Source organism: Achromobacter anxifer (genome assembly GCF_903652925.1).
Classification (GTDB): domain Bacteria; phylum Pseudomonadota; class Gammaproteobacteria; order Burkholderiales; family Burkholderiaceae_B; genus Achromobacter; species Achromobacter anxifer.
The window spans coordinates 883712-908095 of record NZ_CAHLAR010000001.1; the positions used below are offsets into that span (position 1 = coordinate 883712).

At 66.4% G+C, this 24384-nt stretch carries 22 protein-coding genes; 9 read left to right on the forward strand and 13 right to left on the reverse strand.

Annotated features, from left to right (window positions below):
• Position 1: 1 nt before the first annotated feature.
• The 5 genes from HWY37_RS04005 to HWY37_RS04025 form a co-directional block, all read right to left on the reverse strand.
• Positions 2-1003 carry an amidohydrolase family protein gene (locus tag HWY37_RS04005; protein ID WP_175207702.1) on the reverse strand — a complete coding sequence of 334 codons (1002 nt, stop codon included), beginning with the start codon at positions 1001-1003 and terminating at the stop codon, positions 2-4.
• 89 nt (positions 1004-1092) lie between these two features.
• A complete protein-coding gene (locus tag HWY37_RS04010; RefSeq protein ID WP_175207701.1) occupies positions 1093-1644 on the reverse strand; it encodes a 3-hydroxyanthranilate 3,4-dioxygenase in 552 nt (183 codons plus the stop codon).
• Between the two features lie 140 nt (positions 1645-1784).
• On the reverse strand, positions 1785-2765 hold the full coding sequence (locus HWY37_RS04015; protein WP_176087911.1) for a LysR substrate-binding domain-containing protein: 981 nt from the start codon (positions 2763-2765) through the stop codon (positions 1785-1787).
• A 6-nt stretch (positions 2766-2771) separates the two neighbouring features.
• Positions 2772-3242: a RidA family protein gene (locus HWY37_RS04020; protein WP_176087912.1), complete on the reverse strand. Its 471-nt coding sequence runs from the start codon at positions 3240-3242 to the stop codon at positions 2772-2774.
• 25 nt (positions 3243-3267) lie between these two features.
• A complete protein-coding gene (locus HWY37_RS04025; RefSeq protein WP_176087913.1) occupies positions 3268-4725 on the reverse strand; it encodes a 2-hydroxymuconic semialdehyde dehydrogenase in 1458 nt (485 codons plus the stop codon).
• Positions 4726-4864: 139 nt separating this feature from the next.
• Here HWY37_RS04025 and HWY37_RS04030 point away from each other — a divergent pair, with 139 nt between their 5' ends.
• Positions 4865-5359 carry a MarR family winged helix-turn-helix transcriptional regulator gene (locus HWY37_RS04030; protein ID WP_176087914.1) on the forward strand — a complete coding sequence of 165 codons (495 nt, stop codon included), beginning with the start codon at positions 4865-4867 and terminating at the stop codon, positions 5357-5359.
• 3 nt (positions 5360-5362) lie between these two features.
• Here the strand turns inward: HWY37_RS04030 and HWY37_RS04035 are convergent, their stop codons facing one another.
• From HWY37_RS04035 to HWY37_RS04050, 4 genes are all read right to left on the reverse strand, one after another.
• Positions 5363-6292, reverse strand: a complete 930-nt coding sequence (locus tag HWY37_RS04035) for a YihY/virulence factor BrkB family protein (RefSeq protein WP_176087915.1) — start codon at positions 6290-6292, stop codon at positions 5363-5365.
• Between the two features lie 201 nt (positions 6293-6493).
• Positions 6494-8134, reverse strand: coding sequence for a chaperonin GroEL (groL, locus tag HWY37_RS04040; protein WP_175207695.1), 1641 nt, complete (start codon positions 8132-8134; stop codon positions 6494-6496).
• 37 nt (positions 8135-8171) lie between these two features.
• Complete coding sequence (gene groES / locus HWY37_RS04045; RefSeq protein ID WP_006221616.1) at positions 8172-8459, reverse strand: co-chaperone GroES; 288 nt, start codon at positions 8457-8459, stop codon at positions 8172-8174.
• 559 nt (positions 8460-9018) lie between these two features.
• Complete coding sequence (locus HWY37_RS04050) at positions 9019-9765, reverse strand: lysozyme inhibitor LprI family protein (RefSeq protein ID WP_246302174.1); 747 nt, start codon at positions 9763-9765, stop codon at positions 9019-9021.
• A gap of 441 nt (positions 9766-10206) precedes the next feature.
• Here HWY37_RS04050 and HWY37_RS34600 point away from each other — a divergent pair, with 441 nt between their 5' ends.
• The 3 genes from HWY37_RS34600 to HWY37_RS04065 all read left to right on the forward strand — a co-directional run bounded on the left by HWY37_RS34600 (position 10207) and on the right by HWY37_RS04065 (position 12370).
• Complete coding sequence (locus tag HWY37_RS34600) at positions 10207-10350, forward strand: hypothetical protein (protein WP_246302175.1); 144 nt, start codon at positions 10207-10209, stop codon at positions 10348-10350.
• Positions 10351-10589: 239 nt separating this feature from the next.
• Positions 10590-11771, forward strand: coding sequence for an MFS transporter (locus HWY37_RS04060; protein ID WP_175207694.1), 1182 nt, complete (start codon positions 10590-10592; stop codon positions 11769-11771).
• Positions 11772-12016: 245 nt separating this feature from the next.
• Positions 12017-12370: a hypothetical protein gene (locus HWY37_RS04065; RefSeq protein ID WP_175207693.1), complete on the forward strand. Its 354-nt coding sequence runs from the start codon at positions 12017-12019 to the stop codon at positions 12368-12370.
• Positions 12371-12513: 143 nt separating this feature from the next.
• Here the strand turns inward: HWY37_RS04065 and HWY37_RS04070 are convergent, their stop codons facing one another.
• Positions 12514-12939 (reverse strand): RrF2 family transcriptional regulator, encoded by a 426-nt coding sequence (locus HWY37_RS04070; protein WP_175207692.1) that lies wholly within the window; start codon positions 12937-12939, stop codon positions 12514-12516.
• A gap of 72 nt (positions 12940-13011) precedes the next feature.
• Between HWY37_RS04070 and HWY37_RS04075 the strand changes: the two genes are divergently transcribed.
• Positions 13012-13989, forward strand: coding sequence for an alpha/beta fold hydrolase (locus HWY37_RS04075; protein WP_176087916.1), 978 nt, complete (start codon positions 13012-13014; stop codon positions 13987-13989).
• 63 nt (positions 13990-14052) lie between these two features.
• Here the strand turns inward: HWY37_RS04075 and HWY37_RS04080 are convergent, their stop codons facing one another.
• The 3 genes from HWY37_RS04080 to HWY37_RS04090 form a co-directional block, all read right to left on the reverse strand.
• Entirely contained in the window at positions 14053-15309 is a 1257-nt protein-coding gene (locus HWY37_RS04080; RefSeq protein ID WP_175207690.1) for an MFS transporter, read from the reverse strand.
• 74 nt (positions 15310-15383) lie between these two features.
• Positions 15384-16553 (reverse strand): nickel/cobalt efflux transporter, encoded by a 1170-nt coding sequence (locus tag HWY37_RS04085; RefSeq protein WP_175207689.1) that lies wholly within the window; start codon positions 16551-16553, stop codon positions 15384-15386.
• A 15-nt stretch (positions 16554-16568) separates the two neighbouring features.
• Positions 16569-16847 carry a metal-sensing transcriptional repressor gene (locus HWY37_RS04090; RefSeq protein ID WP_176087917.1) on the reverse strand — a complete coding sequence of 93 codons (279 nt, stop codon included), beginning with the start codon at positions 16845-16847 and terminating at the stop codon, positions 16569-16571.
• A 413-nt stretch (positions 16848-17260) separates the two neighbouring features.
• On the opposite strand from HWY37_RS04090, the gene HWY37_RS04095 reads away from it, so the two are divergent.
• The 4 genes from HWY37_RS04095 to HWY37_RS04110 all read left to right on the forward strand — a co-directional run bounded on the left by HWY37_RS04095 (position 17261) and on the right by HWY37_RS04110 (position 24329).
• Entirely contained in the window at positions 17261-18652 is a 1392-nt protein-coding gene (locus tag HWY37_RS04095; protein WP_175207687.1) for an SWIM zinc finger family protein, read from the forward strand.
• Positions 18649-21228: a DUF6493 family protein gene (locus HWY37_RS04100; RefSeq protein ID WP_175207686.1), complete on the forward strand. Its 2580-nt coding sequence runs from the start codon at positions 18649-18651 to the stop codon at positions 21226-21228. Before HWY37_RS04095 ends, HWY37_RS04100 begins: the two co-directional genes overlap by 4 nt.
• 8 nt (positions 21229-21236) lie before the next feature.
• Positions 21237-23636 (forward strand): DUF6493 family protein, encoded by a 2400-nt coding sequence (locus HWY37_RS04105; protein WP_176087918.1) that lies wholly within the window; start codon positions 21237-21239, stop codon positions 23634-23636.
• Positions 23637-23747: 111 nt separating this feature from the next.
• Positions 23748-24329: an SMI1/KNR4 family protein gene (locus HWY37_RS04110; protein ID WP_175207684.1), complete on the forward strand. Its 582-nt coding sequence runs from the start codon at positions 23748-23750 to the stop codon at positions 24327-24329.
• The last annotated feature ends 55 nt before the right edge of the window (positions 24330-24384 follow it).

The window sequence follows — 24384 nt, forward strand, 5'->3', positions numbered from 1 at the left end:
TTCAGCGGTCCAGGCCGAAGAACGCCAGCGTGTTGCGCGCCAGGATCTTCCGCTGCACTTCCGGCGGCAGGTCCGAGTTGGCCACCAGCTTGCCGACTTCCTGTTCGCCCAGCGGATAGGGATAGTCCGAGCCCAGCAGCACGCGGTCTTCGCCCATCACGTCGATCAGCAGGCGCAGCGCGCGCGGATCGAACACCGCGCTGTCGGTGTAGAAGCGGTCGGTATAGGACGAGGGCAGCTGCGGACAGTCCTGGCGGATGATGTCGCGATGGCGCCAGGCGTTGTCCACGCGCCCCAGCAGGAAGGCGAAGCTGCCACCGCCGTGGGCGAAGCAGAGCTTCAGGCTGCGCGGGATGCGCTCGAACGCGCCGGACAGGATTAGCGACAGGATGCCCAGCTGGGTTTCGGCCGGCATGGAAACCAGCCAGGGCAGCATCCATTTCTTCATGCGGCCGTCGGTCATCATGTCCCAGGGGTGCACCAGGACGGGAATATCGTTGTTGGCGCAGTGGATCAGGAACTGCACCAGGGTCTCGTCGTCCAGGTCGCGCGGGCCGACGTGGTTGCCGATCTGCACGCCCAGGTGGCCGGCGGCGCGCGCGCGGGACGCTTCCTTGCAGGCCAGTTCCAGGTCCTGCAGCGGCACTTGCGCCAGCGCCTTCAGGCGCGACGGCGCGTGGGTGCAATGCTCCAGCGCCAGGTCGTTCATGCGCGCCGCCCAGTCCGCGGCGGCCTGCGCAGGATAGGAGTAGCCGAACATGACGGGCGTGGCGCACAGGATCTGCAGGTCCACGCCATTGCGGTCCATCTGCTCCAGGCGCAGGGCCGGGTCCCACAAGGTGGCGTCCACCGGGCGGAACGGGCGGTCGCCCGCCATGATCTGGCCGGTGGCGCCGTCGCCGTCGAGCCGCAGCCAGGGCGCGTTGACGGGATCCAGCGCCGCCGCCTCCTGCCGCGTGATCGGCGGGAAGAAGTGCGCGTGCATGTCGATTTTCTGGGTCATGTGCGAATCGGGAAGGAATCGGGAACGAGTCGGGAACGAATCGGGAAAGGGCGCGCATGCACCTGGCAGCTGCGGGGCGTGGTCGCCTTCTAGGCCGGCGCCGCCTGGGCGGCAGGCGCATGTCCCTTGCCGGGATGGAGCTCGCCGCAACCGGGACAGGTGCGCTTTTCGGTGCTGGAGTAGAAGGCCTGGAACAGCGGCGGCAGGTCGGTCACGATGCTCTTGAGCTGCACTTCCACGCGATGCACCAGGGTGCCGCACTGCGGGCAGTACCACTCGAAGCCATCCAGCAGGCCCTGGGGGCGCTGGCGCTCGATGACCAGGCAGGCGCTGTCGGTTTCGGGCCGCTGCGGCGAATGCCGCACGTGGGGCGGCAACAGGAAGATGTCGCCTTCCTTGAGGTCCACGCGCTCGGGCTTGCCGTCCACCCAGAGCGACAGCCAGGCGTTGCCGCGCAACTGGTAGAAGAACTCCTCCAGCGGGTCGTCGTGATAGTCGGTGCGGTGGTTCGGGCCGCCAACCACGGTGACGATGAAGTCGGCGTCCTGCCAGATCTGCTGGTTGCCGACCGGCGGCTTCAGCAGGTGCGCGTGATCGTCTATCCAGCGCTGGAAATTCAACGGCGGGCCATAGGCGGGCATGAGGATCTCCGGAAGTCGGGGGGCGGACCGGGGCTGCCCCATAGCCCGCAGTCTAGGCGGGACCTGATGGGCCTGCACAATAGAAATTACGCCGCTGGGTATGCCTGCTGTCTATTGCGGGATAACCCGGGTGCAGCGTTTCATGCGCCGTTTCCGGCATCCGCCGGTTCGCGCTGCGCCGCGATCTGCTGCAGATACTCCACCAGCCGCAGGCAGGCGGGCGTCAGAGGCCGGTCGGCCCGCACCGAGTAGCCGACATCGCCGAAGGCGCCGAAGGCGTCGGTGGGCAGGCGCACCAGCATGCCCATGGACAGGAATTGCGCCGCCGCGTCGTAGGGAATCAGCGCCAGCGCGTCGCTGTGCATGAGCACGCCGATGTTGGTCAGCAGGGACAGCGATTCGATATGGCGGGCGGGCAGGCGCAGGCCGGCGTTGAAGAAGCTGCGCTCGATCGAGGCGCGCAACGGCGAGGCCGGCGCCGGCAGGATCCAGATATGGTCGGCCAGGTCGGCCAACGCCACCCGCGCCGCGCTGGCCAACGGGTGGGCGGCGCGCGCCACCAGGGACAGTTCCTCGCGATACAGCTTGTGGTGGTCCAGAGCCACGCCGGCGGTGGACGCCATGTCGGCGCCGGGCAGGCGGCCGACCACGATGTCCAGGTCGCCGGTGGCGAGCTCCGGCAGCAGTTGCGCGGCCGGTCCTTCGCGCACGCTGACCTGGATGCCGGGGTGCTCGGTCATCAGGCGCGCAATGGCTTCCGGCAGCAGCTTGGCCGACGCGGCGATGAGCGTGCCCACCACCACGTGGCCGCTGGCGCCGCCCAGCACCGCGTCGATGTCGTCGGCCATGTAGCGGATCTCGGCCATCATGGCGTGCACGCGGCGGCCCAGCACCAGGGCCAGCTCGGTCGGCGTGACCCCGCGGTTGGAGCGTTCGAACAGCGTGGCGCCGAAGAAAGCCTCCAGTTCGTGGATGGCCTTGGTGACGGTCGGCTGGGTCAGGTGCATCTCGCTGGCGGCGCGCGACAGCGAGCGGCGCGCCAGCACGCGCTCGAAGATCTGCAGCTGGTGCAGCTTCAGCTTGCGGCTGAGCGCGTTGGGCGTGATGCGGAAGTGGGACATGCGCTACTAGCGCGCCTGCGGCTTGTAGGCGACGGCCTTGATCTCGATCAGCAGCTGCGGATGCGGCAACTGGTGCACCGCGACGGTGGTGCGGGCCGGGCCGTCGGAGTCGAAGTACTCGCCGTACACCTGGTTGTAGCCGCCGAAGTCGTTCATGTTGACCAGGAAGGTGCTGATCTCGACCACGTCGGCCAGCGTGGCGTCGGCCGTGGCCAGGATGTCGCGGATGTTTTCGATGACGGCTCGCGTCTGCACCCGGATGTCCAGCGTGGCGGTGCCCATCGCGTCGACCTCGGCGCCCGCGATGCGGTTGTCGGGCAGGCGCGAGCTGGTGCCGGAGACATACAGGAAATCGCCGGCGCGCTTGATGTGCGGGTACTTGCCGCGCGGCGTGGCCTTGCCGGCGACGACGGTGGCGCTGACGCCGGGCTGGCCGGCTGGGGCGGCCTGGTCGGTCCGGGGTTGGGACTGGTTCATTGCGTCTTCCTTTGCGTGGGGTGGCTCAGAGCTTAATGCAGACGTTGGTGGGTTCGGTATAGAAATGCAGCGAATGGCGTCCGCCCTCGCGGCCGATGCCCGACAGGCCGCTGCCGCCGAAGGGCGTGCGCAGGTCGCGCAGGAACCAGCAATTGACCCAGGCCAGCCCGGCCTTCATGGCCTGTGCCACGCGGTGTCCGCGCGTCAGGTTCTGGGTCCAGACGGCGGCGGCCAGGCCGTAGCGCGTGTCGTTGGCCAGGCGGATGGCCTCGTCCTCGGTATCGAAGGGCGCCACGTGGCAGACCGGGCCGAAGACTTCCTCCTTGATGCAACGGGCGTCCTCGGCCAGGCCGGTCCAGATCGTGGGCTCGACATAGGCGCCCTGGTCGCGCGCGTCGCCGAACACCGGCACGCCGCCGCCCGCCACCACCGTCGCGCCTTCGGCGCGCGCCAAGGCGAAGTACGACAACACTTTCTCGCGGTGTTCGCGCGATACCAGCGGACCCATCTCGGTGGCCGGATCCATGGGCCAGCCGATGCGCAAGGCCCGGGCCCGCTCGGCCAGCGCCGCGACGAAGCGTTCATAGATCGGGCGTTCGACGTAGACGCGCTCGGTGCACAGGCAGACCTGCCCGCAATTGGCGAATACCGATTGCGTCACGCCGTCCACCGCGGCATCGAAATCCGCGTCGGCGAACACCAGCGCCGCGTTCTTGCCGCCCAACTCGAACGACACCGGCTTCACGCCCGGCGCCACCGCCCGCATGATGGCCGCGCCCGTGGCGGATTCGCCGGTAAAGGTGATGCCGTCAATGTCAGGGTGAGTAGTCATGAACTCGCCCGCCGAGTCCGGGCCGAAGCCGTGCGCCAGGTTCAGCACCCCCGCCGGCAGCCCGGCCTCATGCGCAACCTCGGCCAGCAGGGTGGCGGTGGAAGGCGTGACTTCCGACGGCTTCATGATCACCGTGTTGCCGAACGCCAGCGCCGGCGCCACCTTCCAGGTCAGTAGCAGCAGCGGCAGGTTCCAGGGCGAAATCACGCCCACCACGCCCAGCGGCTTGCGGTAGGCGTAGTTCAGGGCCTGCCTGCCGTCCGGCGTGTCCGTCATGTAGCTTTCCATGTCCAGCGTGCGGGCCAGTTCGGCGAACACGCGGAAATTGGCTGCGCCGCGCGGAATGTCGATCTTGCCGGCCCAGCCCACCGGCTTGCCGGTGTCGCCGATTTCGGCCTGCAGGAAATCGTCGAAGCGCCTTGTGATGCCGTCGGCCAGGGCCAACAAATGGTCGGTGCGCGCAGCAACCGGCAGTCCCGCCCAGGCCGGCAGGGCCCGGTGCGCCGCCGCCACGGCGCGGTCCACCTGGTCGCGGCCGGCCTCATGGACCTGGGCGATCAGGCGGCCGTCCACCGGGCTGTGCTTGTCGAAGGTGGTCGCGCCGTCTTCGAAACGGCCGTCGATGTAGTTGCGCAATTGTCGGATCGTCATGCTGGGCTCGGTCGGAATGTAAAATAAATACGTATACGTACTATATTTGCGGATCATAGGCAGCGCCCGCCTTCAAGTCAATGCCCGTTTTCGCGCAAGCCTGCGCCTACAATCGCCAGGCGTATCCCATGGAAGCCCGATGACCTCCACCGCCAGACCCGACCGCGCCGGCCCGGCCGCAAACACGGCCTTGCAAGCATTCGACCTGACCCAGGTCGCGTCCCATCTGCTGCGCCGGGCCCATTTCCGGGCCGAGGCCCTGTTCGTCCAGGCCTTCCCAGACGAAGACCTGACCCCGCGCCAGAAGGCGCTGTTGATCACGGTCTATCAGAATCCCGGCGCGAGCCAGAACCGCATCGCCGAGCTGATCGCCCTGGACCGCAATTCCTTCGCCGAAATGATCGCCCGCATGACCAAGAAGGGGTATGTACGCCGCAAGCGCTCGGCCCAGGATGGGCGCGCCTACGCGCTGGAGATCACGGAAGAGGGCATCGCGCTGCTGGCGCGCATCCTGCCGCAGGACGCGGCCGTCGAAGCTGAGGTGCTGGCGCCCATTCCCGAGGAACTGCGCCCGATGTTCCTGAAATGCCTGCGCCTGATGGCGGGGCTGGAACAGGCGGGCGGCCCGGCTTAGTCCTCAGGCGCCCGGCGCGGACGTCGAATCCGTGGGCGCCGCCGCAGGGGCGGTCTTGTCGCGGCCGAAGCGCAGCGCGAACTGGCGCGTGAACACGGCGCCGAAAAAGAAGATCTGCGCCGAATAGTAGATCCACAGCAGCAGTGCGATCAGCGAGCCCGCCGCGCCATAGGCAGACACGGCCGCGCCCCGGCTGAGGTAGACGCCGATGCCCCATTTGCCGACCAGGAACAGCGCCGCCGTCACGATCGCCCCGGGGATCACGTCCGGCCAGGAGATCTTGGCGCTGGGCAGCAGCTTGAAGATCACCGCGAACAGCGCCACCACGATCGAGAAGGAAAACAGGTTGGAGATCCACTCCGCCACCAGGGCGAAGGACGAGGCGGTCCACAGGTCCCCGTAGTAGCTGCGCGCCGCGGCCAGGCCCGCGTTCACGCTCAGCGAAACCAGCAGGAACAGCGCCAGCACCAGCACCAGCCCGAACGACAGCATGCGGCTGCGCACCATGCCGTGCAGCCCGCTTTTCTGGTTGGCCGAGACTTCCCACAGTTCGTCCAGGCTGGCCTTCAACTCGGCGAAGGCCGTGGTTGCGCTGAAGATCAGCACGAAAATCGAAATCAGCGCGGCGATCCAGCCCTTGCCCGATTCATGGGCGCTGGCCAGCACCGTCTGGATGACTTCGGCGCCGCGCTCGCCGGTCAGGTCGCGCAACTGCGCGAACAGTTCCGAGCGCACCGCGTCCTCGCCGAAGAAGGCGCCCGCCACCGCGATCACCAGGATCAGCATCGGCGCCAGCGAAAACACCATGTACAAGGCCAGCGCCGCGCCCTTGCTGGACGCGCGATGGGCGGACCACTGCTTGGCGGAGTCCATCAACAGCCCGCCGATCTCGGACGGACGCAGGGCGCGCAACAGGGTCTTGGGAAAACGCATGGGACTCGGCTCGTTCTGGGGGAGCCTTCATTGTAGGGACGCATGCGCCACGGCGAAACCCGCAGATTGTGCGCAAACGTATTCCCGACGGGGCCTAGTTCCCCGCGGAAAAAGAAAAACCCCCGGGGCGAAGGACCGGGGGTTTCTCGGGATACTGCATTCCCGGCCGAAGCCGGGGAGGCCTTGCAAGGAAGGCGGGACTTAGAAGTCCATGCCGCCCATGCCGCCCATGCCGCCGGGCATGGCCGGAGCAGCGGGCTTGTCTTCGGCCAGTTCGACCACGGCAGCTTCGGCGGTCAGCAGCAGGCTGGCGACGGAAGCGGCGTTCTGCAGGGCGGTGCGGGTCACCTTGGTGGGATCCAGCACGCCTTGCTCGACCAGGTCGGTGTACTCGCCGGTCGCGGCGTTGTAGCCGTAGTTGCCCTTGCCGTTCAGCACGGTGTTGACGACCACGCTGGCTTCTTCGCCGGCGTTGGTGACGATGGTGCGCAGCGGCTCTTCCACAGCACGCAGGATCAGCTTGATGCCGGCGTTCTGGTCAGGCGTGTCGCCCTTCAGGTCAGAGATGGCTTGCTTGGCGCGCAGCAGAGCAACGCCGCCGCCAGCCACAACGCCTTCTTCCACTGCGGCGCGGGTAGCGTGCAGGGCGTCTTCGACGCGAGCCTTCTTTTCCTTCATTTCGACTTCGGTGGCAGCGCCAACGCGAATCACGGCAACGCCGCCGGCCAGCTTGGCCACGCGTTCTTGCAGCTTTTCACGGTCGTAGTCGGAGGTGGCTTCTTCGATCTGGACGCGGATTTGCTTGACGCGAGCTTCGATCGACTTGCTGTCGCCAGCGCCGTCGATGATGGTCGTGTTTTCCTTGCCCACTTCGATGCGCTTGGCTTGGCCCAGTTCAGCCAGGCCGGCCTTTTCCAGCGACATGCCGGTTTCTTCGGAGATCACCGTGCCGCCCGTCAGGATGGCGATGTCTTCCAGCATGGCCTTGCGGCGGTCGCCGAAGCCAGGAGCCTTGACGGCGGTCGTCTTCAGGATGCCGCGGATGTTGTTCACAACCAGGGTGGCCAGGGCTTCGCCTTCGACGTCTTCAGCGATGATCAGCAGCGGACGGCTCGACTTGGCAACTTGTTCCAGCACCGGCAGCAGGTCGCGGATGTTGCTGATCTTCTTGTCGAAAATCAGGACAAACGGATCTTCCAGGGCGGCAACTTGCTTGTCCGGGTTGTTGATGAAGTAAGGCGACAGGTAGCCGCGGTCGAATTGCATGCCTTCGACGACGTCCAGCTCGTTTTCCAGCGACTTGCCGTCTTCGACGGTGATGACGCCTTCCTTGCCGACCTTGTCCATCGCGTCAGCGATGATCTGGCCGATGGAGGTGTCGCTGTTGGCGGAGATCGAGCCGACCTGGGCGATTTCCTTACTGGTCGTGACCGGCTTGGATTGCTTCTTCAGTTCAGCGACGGCGGCGGCGACAGCCTTGTCGATGCCGCGCTTCAGGTCGATCGGGTTGAAACCGGCGGCAACGTACTTCAGGCCTTCCATGACGATGGCTTGAGCCAGCACGGTGGCGGTGGTGGTGCCGTCACCGGCGTTGTCGGAGGTCTTGGAGGCAACGTCCTTGACCAGCTGGGCGCCGATATTCTCGAACTTGTCCTTCAGTTCGATTTCCTTGGCGACGGACACGCCGTCCTTGGTCACCGTCGGGGCGCCGAACGAGCGCTCCAGCACGACGTTGCGACCCTTGGGGCCCAGGGTGGTCTTGACGGCGTTGGCGAGAACATTCACGCCACGGACGATGCGCACGCGGGCGTCGTCACCGAACAGTACTTGCTTGGCAGCCATTTCTTAGCTTCCTTCGAAAATTCGTTTGAGGCGGGGTTTACTGGACCACGGCGAGGATTTCGTCCTCGCGGATGACGAGCAGCTCTTCGCCGTCAACCTTCACGGACTGGCCGGCGTACTTGCCGAACAGCACCTTGTCGCCAGCCTTCAGGTCGACCGGCAGGATCTTGCCGTCTTCGGTCTTCTTGCCGGGGCCGACGGCCACGACTTCACCCTGATCGGGCTTTTCGGCGGCGCTGTCGGGGATAACGATGCCCGATGCAGTCTTGCGCTCGTTTTCGAGGCGTTTGACGATCACGCGATCGCCCAGGGGACGCAAGGCCATGAGGAACTCCTGTTGCAAAAAAGAGAAGGAAATGATCGGTTAGGCCCGGGAACGCTGTTAGCACTCACCGGTGTCGAGTGCTAATTATAGGGATGATGTTCCGGGGTTCAAGGGGGAGGGGGCGGGCTGTTACATATTCGGCGAGGCAGCCTGGGCTCGCGGCACTGGAGCCCCGCGTCGAATGGTTGTCGAAACTCATCCAACTTGGGATTTACGTCATCCAGTTTGGGAATCGAGAATTCTCGATATACAAGGACTGGCGCGGTCCACTGCCGGATTTCGCCTCTGGAGGTCCGATTTCCTGCGTCAGGTTCAGGGTGACGCGCCGTTCTTCCCGGGATGGAGCCTTTGCCTGCGGCGGGCGACGCGAGGCACCTGACTGACACCGGCCCCAAGCCGGTGTTTTCTCAAGCCGCCTCGGCCTGCACTTCAGGCAGCGGCCCACTGGCCGCTGCCTGGGCGGCTGCTGGGCGTCTCTTCTTCATCGGCATATCCATGATCTTTAGTCCTCATGATATGCCTCGCACACAAAATCACGGATAGGCCGGGGCGCTTACCATCAACCGCCATAGCATTGCGCGTAAGTAAAGTCGACCAAGCGCTTGTCTGAGGCATCCTGTGGCGTGGACGGCTCTACTTGGAAATGCCCGAACATATCGTCGTTGCAGATCCTCACGTTCTTGCGCTGCGTACCTTCCTGCAATACGCAGGAGCCGCCAAAACTGTGATTACTCCCAGCGACGCCAACCGGTAGATCAATCAGCCGGCTACAACCGATGATTCGGCCGTTTTGCTTCTGATGCGCCAACGATTGGTTGAACGATTCAACACGGGAGTTGGGATCACGAATCGGCACAACATTAACGCATTCGCCACTAACGGTTTGGTTGCCCGGCAGCTTGCAGTCTGAGTACACCTTGCCATTGGCAATATGTTCCTCATTACGCGCCAGCATGGCGATGCGGGTTGTGTATGCTTGCTGCAGGCAGGCGCTGTCTTGACAAATGTCACGAGCGTATTTGATCCAGTTGCGCTGTTCCTTAGCCAACTCTTTCTTGCCATAGGCATCGGTTGCGGCTAGTGCTGTTTTATAGGCCCCTTGCAATTTTCCATCCAGCGCGGATGTCTCGGCATCGCTACAGATCAACCTTTCCGTAGTGCTCACGGCCTTGTTGCAATCAAAACTTGCGGCTTGGGCGCCAGTCCATAGAGTTGCAAGGCCCAACGTAAAGAGAAGCTTCATCGCAGGTGCGTACCGCATCTTCAGTGCGTAAGCGGGTAGGCGTGTTGAATGCGGCTGGGTCATGATCCTATCTTCTCAAGTTGTATGTCGATGATGTCTTGCGTACAGCACAACACATCTCCCTCGTGACACGTCAAATCAGCTTAGCCGAGCTAATGCACATCTCTGGTCTTGTGATCTTGTCGCTGGAGCATCAGAGGCGTTCTTATTCCAATACGCGGCTCAGTTTTTACCAGATCCAAGCTGACGCCCGTGCCTTTACCAACTAAAGCGGCGGCTCCATCACCATCTTCGGGAATTGCCGAGGGAGAATTCGAGCGCGACATCAGTACGACCCTTCGCGCCATCTACTTCGCGGCATCGGGCGACGCCGGGCCGCGTGACGACCCCGGCACGCCCAATCCGTTTGGCATGGTAGCCGCTGGCCGGGGCCTGCTCCATGCGCTGCCTGTCCCCCAGACGTTGCCCGCCTGGCTCACTCCGTCGGACCTGGCAATTCCCGGCATGGATCAGATCATCGCAGCCATGCCGGCCCTGGTTCCCCGACTGCGCGCCGCTGAAGTCATTCCCGGCGCGGGGCATTGGTTGCAACAGGAAGCCTCCGAGGCAGTCAACAAGGCGCTCGTCGATTTCCTGAGGGGCCTTTGACCGTGCGAAGGAGCCATAGTGGTGCAATATCGCGTTGAAACTGCGGCCGACACCCATTTTCTCTGAATCAGCGGAGCATCGGTTCACGGCCAACCGCCAACGGTTGCAACCGCCGGCTGTCAGCCAAGCGCCAGGGAGCTACCGCTACACTTTCGGCTTCCTGCGCCGATGGCCGCCGGACCGGCCCCATGCGCAGAGGCAAGGCGGCGGGCAGGCGGTCGAGCTCTCATTCTCCCGTCATGTCGCAACCCGATTCGTTCAATCTGAAGCAGATCGCCGTGCCGGCGTTCGGCCCGTCGTTGCTCTATGGCATCAGCAACGGCGCCATCCTTCCCGTGATCGCGCTCACCGCGCGCGATCATGGAGCGTCAATGGCCACCGCCGGCCTGATAGCCGCCCTCATCGGGGTCGGCTCGTTGCTTTCCAATATTCCGTCCGCGCTGATCACCGATCGCTTCGGCGAGAAGCGCGCCATGGCCGGCGCGGCTGTGTTGAGTGTGGTCGGCCTGCTGCTCGTGATTGGCGTGCCCAACCTCTGGGTGCTGGCGCTGGCCATGCTGATGCAGGGGTGCGCGCAGTCGGTGTTTCAGCTGGCGCGCCAGAGCTACATGATTGAGGTTGTGCCGCTGGCGTACAGAGCGCGCGCCCTGTCCACGCTGGGCGGCACGACGCGGATCGGTACGTTCTTCGGCCCCTTCGCGGGTGCGGGGCTGATTTATTTCCTGGGGCTCGACGGCGCCTATTGGGTGGCCATCTGCGCCATGCTCGGCGCGGGAGTCATTGCCATCAAGGCGCCTGATATCGAGCCCTCGGTTGGTGCGGGCGCGGGCGCTCCGCGTGCGCGCATGGGCGAGGTCGCGCGCGACCATCGCGGCGTGTACGCCACGCTCGGCGTGGGGGTGATGCTGATCAGCGCGCTACGCGCGTCGCGCCAGGTGGTGATTCCCCTGTGGGCAGACCATCTGGGCCTCGACGCCACCACCACCTCGCTCATCTACGGGCTGGTCGCCGCAGTCGATATGTCGGTGTTCTATCCGGCGGGCAAGGTGATGGACCAGCGCGGCCGCTTGTGGGTGGCGCTGCCGTGCACGCTGCTGATGGGGCTGAGCCTGATGGCGATCCCGCTCACCGACGGGGTGGCGAGCTTCATCCTGGTGTCGGCGCTGCTGGGCTTCGGCAACGGCATTGGATCGGGCATCGTGATGACACTGGGCGCCGACGCCGCGCCGGCGGGCGCGCGTACGCAGTTCCTCGGCATCTGGCGTTTCATGGCCGATCTGGGATCGAGCGGCGGCCCAGTGGCGCTGTCGGTGCTAACCGCCCTGGCATCGCTCGGCGGCGCATCGTTCGGCGTTGGCACCTTGGGCCTGGTGGCGGCGGGCGTATTCTGGCGCTGGCTGCCGCGCCACGCGCGGGCTTGAGCGCCTTGCGCATTGACGGCTGTCACGGATGGACCAACCTTGATGCGTTGCGATGGCACCGTCGCCTCGCGCGACCACCGCAGTTCACCTTCTTGACGGGGGGGGCGTCAACAGCCCCATTGCGCTGCGATATCAGCCATAATCAATTCAACCTGGCCCCGAGCGACGGCAGGCGTTCAGTTTTCGCTCCCACATGAACCGGTAGCGGGTGGGCCGTAGCGTACTCAGTGCGGAGGATCTCAATAATGACTCCGGAAACGCCAGACGACGACTTGGTACGGACCCGCAGCCCCAGGCCACGTGAACTGCCTCAGGGCTTTCGGGCGGGATTGATTACGGCCATCACGGTATTGCTGGGCTTTTCGCTGGGTTTCCTGCGCTACTGGGGCTTCGACGCGCCGGGCGATTGGAGTGCGCTGTCCGTGCTGCCGGGCCTGTCCTTGGTGCTCGCCAGCCTGTTGCAGATCATCGCCCTTTACCGCGCCTTGCGTTTGGAGGATGAAGCCGAGAATGAATACCGGAAAACCGTGCGATGGTTCATGGCGTCGGCGATTCTGCTGTTGCTGGGTCTGACAGCCGCGTTGTGGGAGGTGGCGTGATAAATGACGGAACACGCATGAAACGCGCGGTTTCTCGCCATCAAGTCTCACTCATGGATGCCACGGCGCTTCACATTCGGGTTCGTGTGCAATGCTCCGTGAATCAGGAAAGTCCTGAAGCTCAGTCGCGCAGCGCCACGGAGTCATCCTTCCGTGCGCGCCGTAATCTGCGCGGCAAGCTCGGCGAGCGATTGCGCGCCCAGGCGTTGCAGCAAGGCATGCTCGCCGTCGCGCAGGGAATCCGCCACTAATTGGTTCGCCGCCCGTTCGACGGGACAAGCAGGATTGTCGTCGGCTGGCCCGATGGCAAACACCGTGCCGCGCGCGATGGCCTCATGGACATCGCGCGCGGTGATGGTTTCCAGTCCCTTGGTCAGTACCCACCCGCCGTTGCGCCCGCCCGTGGAGGTCACCATGCCGGCGGCGCGCAGCGCCGCCATGGATCGGCGCACCACGACCTCATTCGTATGCAGCATCTGGGCCAGCGTTCCGGAAGTGGTCGTGCCGCCGCGCAAATGCATGTGGATCAAGACATGCAGCAAACGGGCAAGGCGGGTGTCATAGGCCATGGGATCAATTTACCGTAACTTATAGTGTTACGGTATTATAGCTGCACCGGATACTTCCAGCGAGCTTCCCCGATGATCGACCTTGAAACACGCGATGTGGCCGTCAACGGCATCACGCTCCATGTCACCGCCCAGGGCGAAGGCCCCCTCGTCGTGCTGTGCCACGGTTTCCCCGAGACCGCCTATGCCTGGCGCCACCAGCTCCCTGCCCTGGCCCGGGCGGGCTTTCGCGCCGTGGCCCCGGATTTGCGCGGTTATGGTGCCAGCGACAGTCCGGCGGATGCGGCGGCTTTCACGACGCTGGATGTCATTGGCGACCTTGTCGCGCTTATCGAAAGCGAGGGCGCCGATGACGCGGTGATCGTGGGGGGCGATTGGGGGGCCAGCATTGCATGGCAGGCAGCCCAGTTGCGCCCTGACCGTTTTCGGGCCGTCGTCGCCCTGGGCGTTCCGATGATGCGCAGAGCGCCGGTCGCGCCCTGCCGCCTGTTCCCGAAAACCGAGTCCGCCGCGTTTTACACGCACTACTTCAACGAGCCGGGGGTCGCCGAAAGCGAATTCGAGCGCGACATCAGCGCGACGCTTCGCGCCATCTACTTTGCGGCATCGGGCGACGCCGGGCCGCGTGATGATCCCCGCACGCCCAATCCGTTCGGCATGGTAGCCACTGGCCTAGGCCTGCTCCATTCGCTGCCCGTCCCCCAGACGCTGCCGGCCTGGCTTACTCCGTCGGATCTGGCTGCCTTTGTCCAAAGCTATACCACCAGCGGCTTTCGCGGCGGCCTCAACTATTACCGGAATCTGGACCGCAATTGGGCGCTGCAGGGGGCCCTGGAGGGGAAGAGGGTGGAAGTGCCCGCGCTCTATCTCGTAGGGGAACGGGATACTGGCCTGGCGATTCCCGGCATGGCTCAGATCATCGAAGCGATGCCGGCCCTTGTTCCCCAACTGCGCGCCGCTGAAGTCATTCCCGGCGCGGGGCATTGGTTGCAGCAGGAAGCCCCTGAGGCAGTCAACAAGGCGCTCGTCGATTTCCTGAGGAGCCTTTGACGGGCGCGGAGGACCCGGCATTGAGACTATCGTTTCGCGCTTCGCGAAGCTTGTACATGATGTTCATCCACCGACATGCTGAGGTTTTTGACCTAGCCGGCCGCGCAACCCCCACAAGCCAGCCAGCGCCAGCAGGGCGAACCCCGCGCCGGCGAGGAACGTGGCTGGCGGGCCGCCTATATCCCACAGCGCTCCGGCAAGGACGCTCGCCACGAGCACGGCTACGCCTGTGATCAGGTTGAAGACGCCGAACGCGGTGCCGCGCAGTTCTGGCGGCGCGACATCGGCGACCAGTGTCGTCAGGAGTCCCTGGGTAAAGCCCATGTGCAAGCCCCAGAGTGCGACGCCGACAGCGACCCCGGCGATGCCGTTCGACCAGGCCAGCACCAGATCTGCCAGCACCAGCACCGCCAGGCCGATGGCTAGAACGGCAGGTCGGTTCATGCGATCGGACAGGATTCCCACCGGATAGGCTGAGACTGAGTACACAAGGCTCATGATCACCATTACCAGCGGGACCAGCGTCAGCGACACCCCCGCCGATTGGGCCCGCAGGATGAGAAAGGCTTCGCTGAAGCGCGCGAGCGTAAACACTGCCGCTACGACGACCACATACCAGAAGCCCGCGCCCAGACGGCGCAACTCGTCGGGGTGCAGCGGTACCCGCACCCGCCGCAGCGCCGGGGAGCGTTCGGGCTCGCTCACCCCGACCACGATCAATACCACTGCCAGGAAGGCCGGCACGACGGCAACCCAGAACACGGTTCGGAAGTGATCCGCGGTCAGCCACATGAGGCCGATGGCCAGCAGGGGGCCCAGGAAGGCGCCGACGGTATCCAGCGACTGCCGCAGGCCGAAGCTGGCGCCGCGCAGATGCGGGGGAGAAAGGTCGGCGACGAGCGCGTCGCGCGGCGCGCCCCGGATACCCTTGCCGACCCGGTCGACGAAGCGAGCCGCGAACAGCCATTCAACGGACGAAGTCAGAGGGAAGACCGGCTTCGTCAACGCCGCCAGCCCGTAGCCGATCGCCGCCAGGAGCTTGCGCTTGCCGAGCCAGTCGCTAAGCGCCCCGGAAAAGACCTTGGTTATCGATGCAGTTGCCTCGGCGATCCCCTCGAGCACGCCCACCGTCAGCACGGAGGCGCCCAGCACGGTGACGAGATAGGCCGGCAGCAGCGCGTGAATCATCTCCGAAGAGATATCCATCAGCAGACTGACGCACCCCAGCGCCCACACCCCCGGCGGGATCTCCCGCCAAGACGCCCGTTTCCGGCCATCCGTGCCGTCCGACGTGCCCTGCTTACTCGTCTTCGATCTCATTGCGTTCCACCTTGGCGCCGAATCAGGCTACGCATTCCCCTTCGCGTACCGCGCGCCGGCTCCCGGCCCGGGCCTCATCTGGCGGGGAGACCGAGCCATCCGTTCAGCCCCACATAGATGCCCACGGCGATGATCAGCAGGCTGGAGAGATAAGGCGCCCGCCGGGCTACCGCGCTGAACCATGGCGCGCGCTTGTTGACCTGGCGCACGCTGAGCGCCGCAACGGCTCCAACCGTCACCAGCGTGATGGCCAGGCCGATCGAGAAGCACAGCACCAGCACGGCACCCAGTGTGAACTCCTTTAGCTGCAGGCACAACAAAAGCACGGTAATCGCCGCCGGGCAAGGGATCAGTCCGCCGGTCAGGCCGAACAGGGCGATCTGCCAGTTGGTCACGTTCCGGTTCGTGAAGCGCCGGCGGATGTCATTGGCATGCGCGAGCTGGTGAGCATCCTGGTATCCCTCGCCCGCAACCTCCAGTCCTCGCAGCTCTTCGTGCAGGTGGTCATGCTGGCGCTCATCCGGCTCCATGAACGCGAGGTCATAGCTATGGACATGGCCGCCGTGGCCCAGGGTCAGGCGCGCCATGAACTCGTGCGGTTCGGGTATTTCTTCAAGCGATTCCAGATAGCCGTGCTTCTGCGCAAAACGGAATTCATGGCGCGTTCCGTCAACCCTCTCGGTCGTCACGGAAACGTCCTGTGCTTGCCAGCTGCCGCCCCGCAGGCTGCTTAGCCTCCAGCGCGGCGGAACGCCGTCCTCGAACACCTCCAGCGCGACCAGGCCGTGTCCGGTATCGATCTCGTGCCGTTCCGCGCCATGGGAATGGCCCTCATGCCCGTGGCCGTGGCGGTGATCGTGGTCATGATGATGATCATGATGGGCCTGGCCCGCGCCATGCTGATCGCGCCAGGTCCGCCAGAACATCCATGCCGCGATCAGCACGATGATCACCCCGGACGCCAGTTGGAAATAAGGCTCCAGCTCCTCCGCGTCGACCCCGCGCCAGAGGTACATTCCGCCCAGGCCGATCCCCCACACGATCAGGGTGTGCGAAATGGTCGCAGTGATGCCCAGCAGCGCCGCCTGCCACACCGATCCCCGGATCGCGACGATGAACGCCGCCATCATCGTCTTGGAATGGCCGGGTTCCAGCCCGTGCAGAGCGCCCAGCAGAATGGCGCTGGGGATAAACAGCCAGGCGTGCGACGCGCCCTGGGCGAGCAGATCGGAAAACGACAACATGGATAGTGTTCTTTCTTAGAGATACTTGGTGATTTCTTTGAATTCGTCGATCGTGCGCTGCCTGTCTTCGTTCAGCTCGCCCACCGCATCCTGCAGGCAGTGGTCGATATGGTCCTGAATCAGGATCTTCTTGGCTTGGGAAATGGCACGCTCGACCGCGTACAGCTGTTGAGCCAGCTCAAGGCAGGGGCGGTTTTCTTCCATCATCGACAGAATGCTGCGCAAATGCCCTTCGGCCCGCTTGAGACGTTTGGCCACGGCGTCGTGATGATGATGAGGATCGGGTTTGTTCATGCGTGGATCATATCCCCCCGGGGGGGATAATGCGGAAGAAACCACGAAGCCGATCGGGGGAAATCGAAAAAAAACTGTCGTAGCGATCTCCGCATGATTGCAGCGATCACGACGATTTCTTGTTCTGGATGGACTCCCCGCTTACATCTTCCGTGCTTGGCTGTTCCTGGCAGCCGCCGAGATGGCAGGCATCCACGCTAGACCCAGGAAAAACATAGAATCGTGGCGAGTTCCGAGATTTTTTCGAATCAGGGGGTAGGGATGACGCCGGATGCCAAGGCTCTTATCGGGAAGTTGCATGATCTTTGGAATACCGGAGACCTGTCGCGTATTCCCGAAATTGCCCACGCCTGCCTCTGATGGTGACGGCAGCAGATCATCGCGGCGTCCAGTCCGCATCAAGGAGTCTATGAATGACGGAGCTGGCCTACGCCTATCTTGCCCCCTCCGAGTTCGCCCAGCGCCAGGGCCAGGCCGACCTGAGCCTGGCCACCAGCGGCGGCGTTGCGCCGTCGGGCGCGGTGGCGCATCCCTTCTTCTTTTCCGGATTCGTGGCGCAGCCTGCCGTGGTGGCGCAAGCGCTGCTGATGCTGGCGCGGGTGGCGCGCACGCGGTTCTATGTGCCGCCGAATACGCTGGCGGCGGTGCTGCGGGCGGCGGATCCGGTCGTGACGTCCACGCCCGAGGGCCTGCGCTTCGAGTCGTTCAGCGTGTGCTGCGGCGTGTATGCGCGCCTGGACGTGGACGCGGCGGCGCTGGACGCCACGCATTTTGCGCCGGGCGTCACCAATGTGGACGTGAATCCGCCGCTGCGCCAGGCGCTGGCGGGGCTGCGCGCGTCGGAGCCCTTGCATCTGAACGTGGGCAGCGATGCGCTGCGGGTGGCGACGCAAGCGGGCGAGATCGTCGAAGAGAAAGTGCCGCTGCCCACGCGCTGGCTCAAGGGATTTGCCGAGACGCAGATGCTGTCGGCGGGCATGGCGTGCCGCCATGAACTGACGGGAGCGGCCCTGCGCCAGTTCGTGCAGGCCTTGCCGCGATCGTCGGCGACCAAGACCGTGATGTGGGCGACCCAGGCCGCCCGTACGCTGCGGCTGGCCACGCAGGCGACGCCCGGCGCGGTCTGCGTGGCGGGACCGGAGCGGCTGCGTGTGTTGGAACCCCTGTTGCGCCATGCCACCGCGCTGCGCGCCTATGGCGCGGATACCGCGGCGGGCGCGCTGCCGCAGGCCAGCGCCTGGGTGCTGGAGCTGCCTGGCGCGCGGGTCACGCTGGGCCTCAGCCCGGAAAAGGCGCGAGGCTTCTCGGGCGAGGGGGCGGTGCTGCACCTGGTCGCGGGCGGCGATGCGAATGAGGATGCGGCGTTCGTCTCCACACTGCTGGCCTTCGAGCCGCGCATCGACATTGCGCGGCTGGCCGAAAGGGCCCTGTTGCCGGAGCAGCAGATCCTGTCCGCCCTGAGCGTGCTGGCATCGTCAGGCCAGGTGGGCTTCGACCTGGCCGCGGGCGCGTACTTCCATCGTCCGCTGCCGGTGCAGGCGGGGCTGCTAGACACGCTGCATCCGCGGCTGGCCGAGGCGCGCAAGCTGGTGGCCGGCGGCGGCGTGCGGCTGGAAGGCGAGGGGCAGTACTCGGTGCAGTCGGCGCAGCAGCGCTACCGGGTCGCGCTGGGCGCCGAGCCCGCGCAGGACCGCTGCACCTGCCCCTGGCACGCCAAGTACCAGGGCACGCGCGGGCCTTGCAAGCACACGCTGGCCGTGCGCATCTCCCTTGATCCACTCAATGCGCCTGGAGCCGACGCATGACTTTGAGCCTTACCGAACGCCGCGCGGCGCTGCGCGAGGCCGCCAGCGGCGGCGACGTGGCGGATATCGCACCCTTTGCACGCGCGCTGGAAGGCGCCAGCGAGGAAGACCGGGCGACACTGGCCAAGGCCCTGCCGCCATCGCGCCTGTTCAGCGCGGAGGGGCCAACGCCGCGGGCGTGCTTCGTGTTGGCGGCGCTGGGCAAGCCCAAGCTCGCGGCGGATACGCTGGCGCCGGCGGACATGGAGCGCAAGCGCGAGTATGGCGCGCGTCATGGCGAGATGACGCCGGCCGTCGTCGACGCGGCGGCTGGAAGGGACGCGCCGTGGCGCGCCGCGTTCGTCGAGCTGCTGGCGGAACAGCACTGGTGGGCCGAGCATCTGGCGTGGCCGGTGTGCCACGCGCTGGTCCGGCTGGACGGCGACGCGCCTTTGTCCGTGGCCTATCTGCGCTGCTTCGTGCAGCAGGTCAGCGCCATCGGCGCGGACGGACAGTTGGACGCGGACCACGGCAGGCTCATGGCCGCGCATCTGCAGGCGCACCCCGACTGGGTCGAACGCGAGTTCTGGGCCCTGTTCCGCGTCGAGGGCATGGGCGCCGATTACCACCTCATCGAGCGCATCGGGCCGGCATGGGACGCCGCCGTCCTGACGCTTTGCCAGGACAGCCACGCGTTCCGCGACCGCCTGCTCGCCGAGTCGCGGGAGGCCCTGCTGCGCGATTTCTCCGCCAAGACCATTGCCTGGTACTTGCGCATGCATCGTCTGGCCGATCCGGCCGCGCATGAGGTCGCGGCCGGGCAACACACGTATTTCGCCGTGCTCGGCACGGCGCCCAGCACGGCGGTCGGCTTGGCCCAGGACATGCTGAAGCGTGCCGTGGGCCAGTTGGACGTAGACGCGATGATCGAGGCCGGGGCAGCCGTCCTGACGCGTTCGGAGAAGAAACTCGTCAAGGCCCAGCTCGGGTTGCTTGCCGCGCTCAAGACCGATGCCGGCCAGCGGGAGCGCATCTCGCGGATCGTCGGCGACGCGCTGGAAGGCATGTCCTTGGACCTCGTCCCGCTGGCGCGCAAGCTGATGGTTGATTCCGACGAGACGCAGGCGACCGATGCGGGCGGCGAGGCGCGCGCGAAGGCTGACGGCGAGGTCCGGACGATCAAGATGCCCGGGCCGCGCCGCGAGCCGCTGCCGGATCTTTCCGACCAGGCGCCCGCCATAGTCGGCGACGAGGAACTGCATGCCTTGATCGGAGCGCAGCTGGAAGGCTCCGGGCACGGCGCCGACTTGCCGCGCATCTTCGATTACCTGGCCAGCCGTCCGCGGATGCCGATGCCGGAGGCGCTGCAACACCGCGCCGCCGAGATCATCGAGTCGGTGTGGGATGAACGCAATGCCTCGCCGCGACGCCTGCTGGCCGCCGCGCTGCTGGGCAGGGACGACGTCGGTTTCCAGGGCTATGCCCGCTATGTCGTTGCCCGCGCGGACAAGCCGGATCCCGTGGGCGTGGCGTTGCAGGAGCAGACGTACACCAGCAGCAGCTACGACGCGGAGACAGGGGGCTGGAAGGTCCATGAGACCTGGACCTCGCGTTCGGGCTACCAATACCTGCCGACGCGTGCGCCGCTGGCCCTGCTGGCCGGCGCTTTCCGCGACCTGCGGTCGAGCCGGGCGCAGGGCCAGCCGTTCAGTCCGCCGGCGCCCGTGCCCGGGCAGCGCTTCGTCTGGGAGCGAGTGCTGGCCGAGCCGGGCGAGGGCACGTTCTCGCGCGACCTGGCCGTGTTGGGAGAGGGCCCCAAGCCGTTCTGGATGGCGACAGACGCCGGCGGCGCGGTGGGCGCATCCATCCCGCCCACCCTGGACGTCGCCGGCGTGCCTGCCGAATTCACGTTCCGCGCCCAGGAGGCGCGGGAGCTGGATTGCTACGACCAGGTCGTGCAATGGACCGCCTGGCTGCTGCGGTCCAACCCCGACACGCTGGCCGCCCATTTCCATCCAATGCTGTGCGCGGCGGTGCAGGTGATCAACGTGCGCGGCCTGGGGCCGCTGCTGGCGGCGCTGGGCGCGTCACGACTGGCGCCGGGCGGGCCCGTCTACTCGGCCTTGGCGCTGGCCGCATCGGCGAAGATGACCGAGCAGCGCGCGCAGGCGGCGGAGGCGATCGCGCGGCTGGCCGACTCCGGCCTGCTCGATCCCGCGCCGTTCGCCGCGCAGATCGCGGCGCATCTGGCGCAAGGTTACGCCTTGGCCGGGCGGCTGGCGCAGACACTGGCCGACGCCGCGTCGATCAGCGCGCTTGCCGGTTGCCGCGCGCTCCAGACGCTGGAAGCGCTGCTGCCGCAGCTGTTCGATGCGGAAGGCAAGCCGCTGGCCCAGGCCGGCAAGCTCATCGAACTGGCCGCGCGCCTGTCCAACGACTACGGCATGCCGATAGCGTTGCCGGCCACGCTGGCGGCGCGGCGCAAGGGCGCGTCCGTGCTGGCGGTGACCTTGCGCAGCCTGGAAGCCGTGGTGCCTCGCGCGACGCCCTTGGCCGAAACCGCCGCTGCCGCCGCGCAGCGGACTCATGAGGAATAGCCGCTCGCATGACTACCTACGCAAATCTTTGGAACTACTACAGCGATACGGCGCGGCTGATCGAGGAAGGCGCGGACTTGCGCGCGCTGTACGACGCCATGCTGGGCGTGCAATCGGAAGACATGCGCGTGGTGGATGCCTCGCCCAAGCGGCTGCGCGAGATGGCGCAAGGCTGGTCCCAGCGCCCGAATTTCGTGCCGATCCGCCTGAACGAGCTGTTCAACGGGCTCCAGGTCGAGCACACGGATGACTACGTGCTGGCCCTGGTCGGCGGGCTGGGCGGGCGGCGCGAACAGGAAGTGCGCCTGTTCATGCTGCGCCACGACCACGCGCTGCGCGACAAAGTGTTCTGGCGGGTCTTCGAGGTGGAAGGCGGCGGCGAGATCTCGCTGGCCAACATCGACAAGTTCTCGCGCGAGGAATTCAACTGGCACAACACGGTCGTGCTGCTGGCCAACGACGGCACGCTGGACCGGCGCCGCGTGCTGCGCGGCTGCCTGGAGGCGCTCAACCGGGATTTCTCCGCCTATCGCGCCGGCTGGTTCTCGCGCGTGTATGCGACGCTGGCCCCCACGCCCGAGGAGGCGGCGGCCGACCAGCGGCTGTTGCGCCTGAGCCTGGGATCGCCGATCACGGCCACCGTGTCGCTGGCCGTGAAGCAATTGGAGACGCTGCACAAGCACGGCCTGCTCGACGCCGCGCCTTTCGTGGACGCCTGCGGCGGCGCATTCTCCGGGCCCAAGGCCGCGGCGCTGTCGGTGTTGCGCATCCTGGAGGCGCTGGGCGCGCAGGCCAGGGTGGAGCCCGAAGCCCTGGCGCAGGCGTTGGCCCTGGGCCTGGGGCATCCGCATGCCGACGTGCAGCGGGCGGCGGTGAAGGCGCTGGCGAAGCTGGGCCGGGAGGACCTGGCGCAGCAACAGCGCGACGCGCTGGCGCCGGCGGTGGCCGTCCTGCTGCCGGCCGACGCGGCCGCCGTGGGCGCGGCTGAGGAAGGCCACGCGGAAGGATCCAATGCCCAAAGTGCGTCGGGCATGCCTTCCGGCTTGCCGCCGCCTGGACCGCTGCGGCCCTGGACTGACGATGACGCCCAGGAACGCTATGCCGCGCTGCTGGAAGCGCCCGGCGATGCCCTGGAATTCGAGCTGGCGCTGGCGTGGCTGGCGACGTCAGGTCAGGTGGCCGCCACGATCGCGCCCTTGGCAAAGCGGGCGAGCCGCCTGGTCGAACGAGACGAACAGCACTACGCGGCGGCGCTGCTGCTGGCGGCCCACGATCCCGAGGGCGCGTTCCTGCCGCAGAAGTACTGGCAGAAAACCAAGAGCCGGCTGGTCGATGGCGCATGGGTGCAGGAAAACGTGGGCGAACCGCAGGCGCTGCCGAGCGCCGAGGCATCCACCATGCTGCCCAGCTTCATCACCCGGCTGCGCGAGGTGGCCGGGATCGTGCAGGGCAGGGCGGCACGCCGTCCGCTGCTCGCCACGCCCACCGACACGCAGGGCTGGGTCGATGCCGATGTCCTGCTGGCCCGTTTCGAGGCGGGCAGGGAGAGCGGCGCGCCATTACCGGTGGATCTGACCCAGGCCTTGCTGCGCGTACCTCCCGAGCAGCGCGCGCGAGTAGTCGAGGCTACCGGCGGCGCATGGCCGCAGATCACCGACACCCTGCGGATCGAGTGGCGCAGCCGCGGATCGGACACCTTGAAGGCCGACGGTTCGCCGCAATGGGTGTGGTGGAGTCCGGAGGTCCAGGCCGCGCCGGACGAAGCGCCTTCGGCCACGCAGCCGGCGCTGATTCCGTCGGGCTCGCCGCGATACAACGACAGCGTCGACGCCCATGCGCTGGTGTGCGCCGAACTGGGCCTGGCCCATCCGGCGTCGACCTTGCCGCTGGCCGCGGCCAACATGGTGATCATGAACGTTGCGGCGGGCGACGATGCCGAGCATCGCGCGGCCGCCATCCTGCGCGTCCTTGCCGTGCATCCGGGCGCCTGGCATTCGGAAACGGTCCAGCTGCTGGCCCTGGGCATGGCGGCCAAGCAGGCCGAGGTGCGCGCGCAGGCGGTGGAAGCGTTTGCCGCCGCGGTACCGGGCCGTATCGACGCGATGGCCGCGGCGCAAGCCTACGCCGCCTGCGCGCCGGCCGTCGTCCTGACCCGCTGGGCGCAATCCTTCGCCGATGCGGCGACGCTGGCGCCCGCCGCCGTCATTGCCGTGCTGGGCGGCCTGTTGCCGCGCCTGGACTACAAGGCGCGCGGCATAGGATCGCTGCTCGCGGTGCTGCTGGACGAGTCGCTGCGCCATGCGCAGCCGGTCGCGGCCGCGGACCTGCGCGGCTGGCTGGCGGGCTTCACTGGCGCGTCCGCCGCCGCCAAGGCCGCCAAGGCGCTGTTGGCGCTGGGGAAGCCCTAGCGCGTCCGTTCGCGTCCGCCGGGCCGCCGCAATCAGGGATATAGTGGTGCGCCTTCAAGCTTGCCGCCTTTGCGGCGAGCCAGATTTTTTTCTTAGCTTCAGGGTGCTTGCATGACCATGACCGCCGAACAGTTTCACGCACGTATTTGGGAAATCCTGGATCCCGTGGACGGCGATCATTTCGAGGTGGTGGCCGCGCCCGCGCCCGACGCGCAAGCGATCGCCGCCTTGGAGGCCGCTGTCGGCTTTCCGCTGCCGGCGGCGTTTGCGGCCTTCTGCCAACGCACCAACGGCCTGTGCGTGATGGCGCGCGAGGAAGCTTGGCCGCATGCGAAGGAGTTCGAGGTCGGTCCCGCCTGGACCTTCTGGCGCGGCCTGGTGCTGCTGGGCATCGACGCGCCCGAGTTGCCCGAATGGGCCAGCATCTCGGCGCAGCAGCGCCAGCTCGCCGAGGCCGGCTTGCCCGGCATCCTGCCCGTGATGAAGATCGTCGGCGATGGCAGCCGGATCTGGGGCCTGGATCAGGCGGGGACGGTCGTGGTGATCGATGACCTGACCGACCCTGAGACGCTGGGCGGCGACCTCACCGACCTCTACGCCGAACAGATCGCCGAACTGATGCAGCGCCAGCAGGACATGGCGCAGCGCTTGGCTGAACGCGCGACGCGCAAGAAGGGCAAGCTGCCGGGATAAGGCACCCGAGGGCAGTTATCATCGCGGCACGGCATGATGATGGAGATGGCGGTAC

Excerpts from the sequence above, each read along its gene's own strand:
- HWY37_RS04025 (WP_176087913.1), bottom strand. The coding sequence starts at position 4,725 with ATGACGATCCGACAATTGCGCAACTACATCGACGGCCGTTTCGAAGAC.
- HWY37_RS04005 (WP_175207702.1), bottom strand. The coding sequence starts at position 1,003 with ATGACCCAGAAAATCGACATGCACGCGCACTTCTTCCCGCCGATCACG.
- HWY37_RS04080 (WP_175207690.1), bottom strand. The coding sequence starts at position 15,309 with ATGAGATCGAAGACGAGTAAGCAGGGCACGTCGGACGGCACGGATGGC.
- HWY37_RS04100 (WP_175207686.1), top strand. The coding sequence starts at position 18,649 with ATGACTTTGAGCCTTACCGAACGCCGCGCGGCGCTGCGCGAGGCCGCC.
- HWY37_RS04020 (WP_176087912.1), bottom strand. The coding sequence starts at position 3,242 with ATGAACCAGTCCCAACCCCGGACCGACCAGGCCGCCCCAGCCGGCCAG.
- HWY37_RS04085 (WP_175207689.1), bottom strand. The coding sequence starts at position 16,553 with ATGTTGTCGTTTTCCGATCTGCTCGCCCAGGGCGCGTCGCACGCCTGG.
- HWY37_RS04030 (WP_176087914.1), top strand. The coding sequence starts at position 4,865 with ATGACCTCCACCGCCAGACCCGACCGCGCCGGCCCGGCCGCAAACACG.
- HWY37_RS04060 (WP_175207694.1), top strand. The coding sequence starts at position 10,590 with ATGTCGCAACCCGATTCGTTCAATCTGAAGCAGATCGCCGTGCCGGCG.
- HWY37_RS04105 (WP_176087918.1), top strand. The coding sequence starts at position 21,237 with ATGACTACCTACGCAAATCTTTGGAACTACTACAGCGATACGGCGCGG.
- groL (WP_175207695.1), bottom strand. The coding sequence starts at position 8,134 with ATGGCTGCCAAGCAAGTACTGTTCGGTGACGACGCCCGCGTGCGCATC.
- HWY37_RS04065 (WP_175207693.1), top strand. The coding sequence starts at position 12,017 with ATGACTCCGGAAACGCCAGACGACGACTTGGTACGGACCCGCAGCCCC.
- HWY37_RS04015 (WP_176087911.1), bottom strand. The coding sequence starts at position 2,765 with ATGTCCCACTTCCGCATCACGCCCAACGCGCTCAGCCGCAAGCTGAAG.
- HWY37_RS04070 (WP_175207692.1), bottom strand. The coding sequence starts at position 12,939 with ATGGCCTATGACACCCGCCTTGCCCGTTTGCTGCATGTCTTGATCCAC.
- HWY37_RS04010 (WP_175207701.1), bottom strand. The coding sequence starts at position 1,644 with ATGCCCGCCTATGGCCCGCCGTTGAATTTCCAGCGCTGGATAGACGAT.
- HWY37_RS04035 (WP_176087915.1), bottom strand. The coding sequence starts at position 6,292 with ATGCGTTTTCCCAAGACCCTGTTGCGCGCCCTGCGTCCGTCCGAGATC.
- HWY37_RS04075 (WP_176087916.1), top strand. The coding sequence starts at position 13,012 with ATGATCGACCTTGAAACACGCGATGTGGCCGTCAACGGCATCACGCTC.
- groES (WP_006221616.1), bottom strand. The coding sequence starts at position 8,459 with ATGGCCTTGCGTCCCCTGGGCGATCGCGTGATCGTCAAACGCCTCGAA.
- HWY37_RS04050 (WP_246302174.1), bottom strand. The coding sequence starts at position 9,765 with ATGACCCAGCCGCATTCAACACGCCTACCCGCTTACGCACTGAAGATG.
- HWY37_RS34600 (WP_246302175.1), top strand. The coding sequence starts at position 10,207 with ATGGATCAGATCATCGCAGCCATGCCGGCCCTGGTTCCCCGACTGCGC.
- HWY37_RS04110 (WP_175207684.1), top strand. The coding sequence starts at position 23,748 with ATGACCATGACCGCCGAACAGTTTCACGCACGTATTTGGGAAATCCTG.
- HWY37_RS04090 (WP_176087917.1), bottom strand. The coding sequence starts at position 16,847 with ATGAACAAACCCGATCCTCATCATCATCACGACGCCGTGGCCAAACGT.
- HWY37_RS04095 (WP_175207687.1), top strand. The coding sequence starts at position 17,261 with ATGACGGAGCTGGCCTACGCCTATCTTGCCCCCTCCGAGTTCGCCCAG.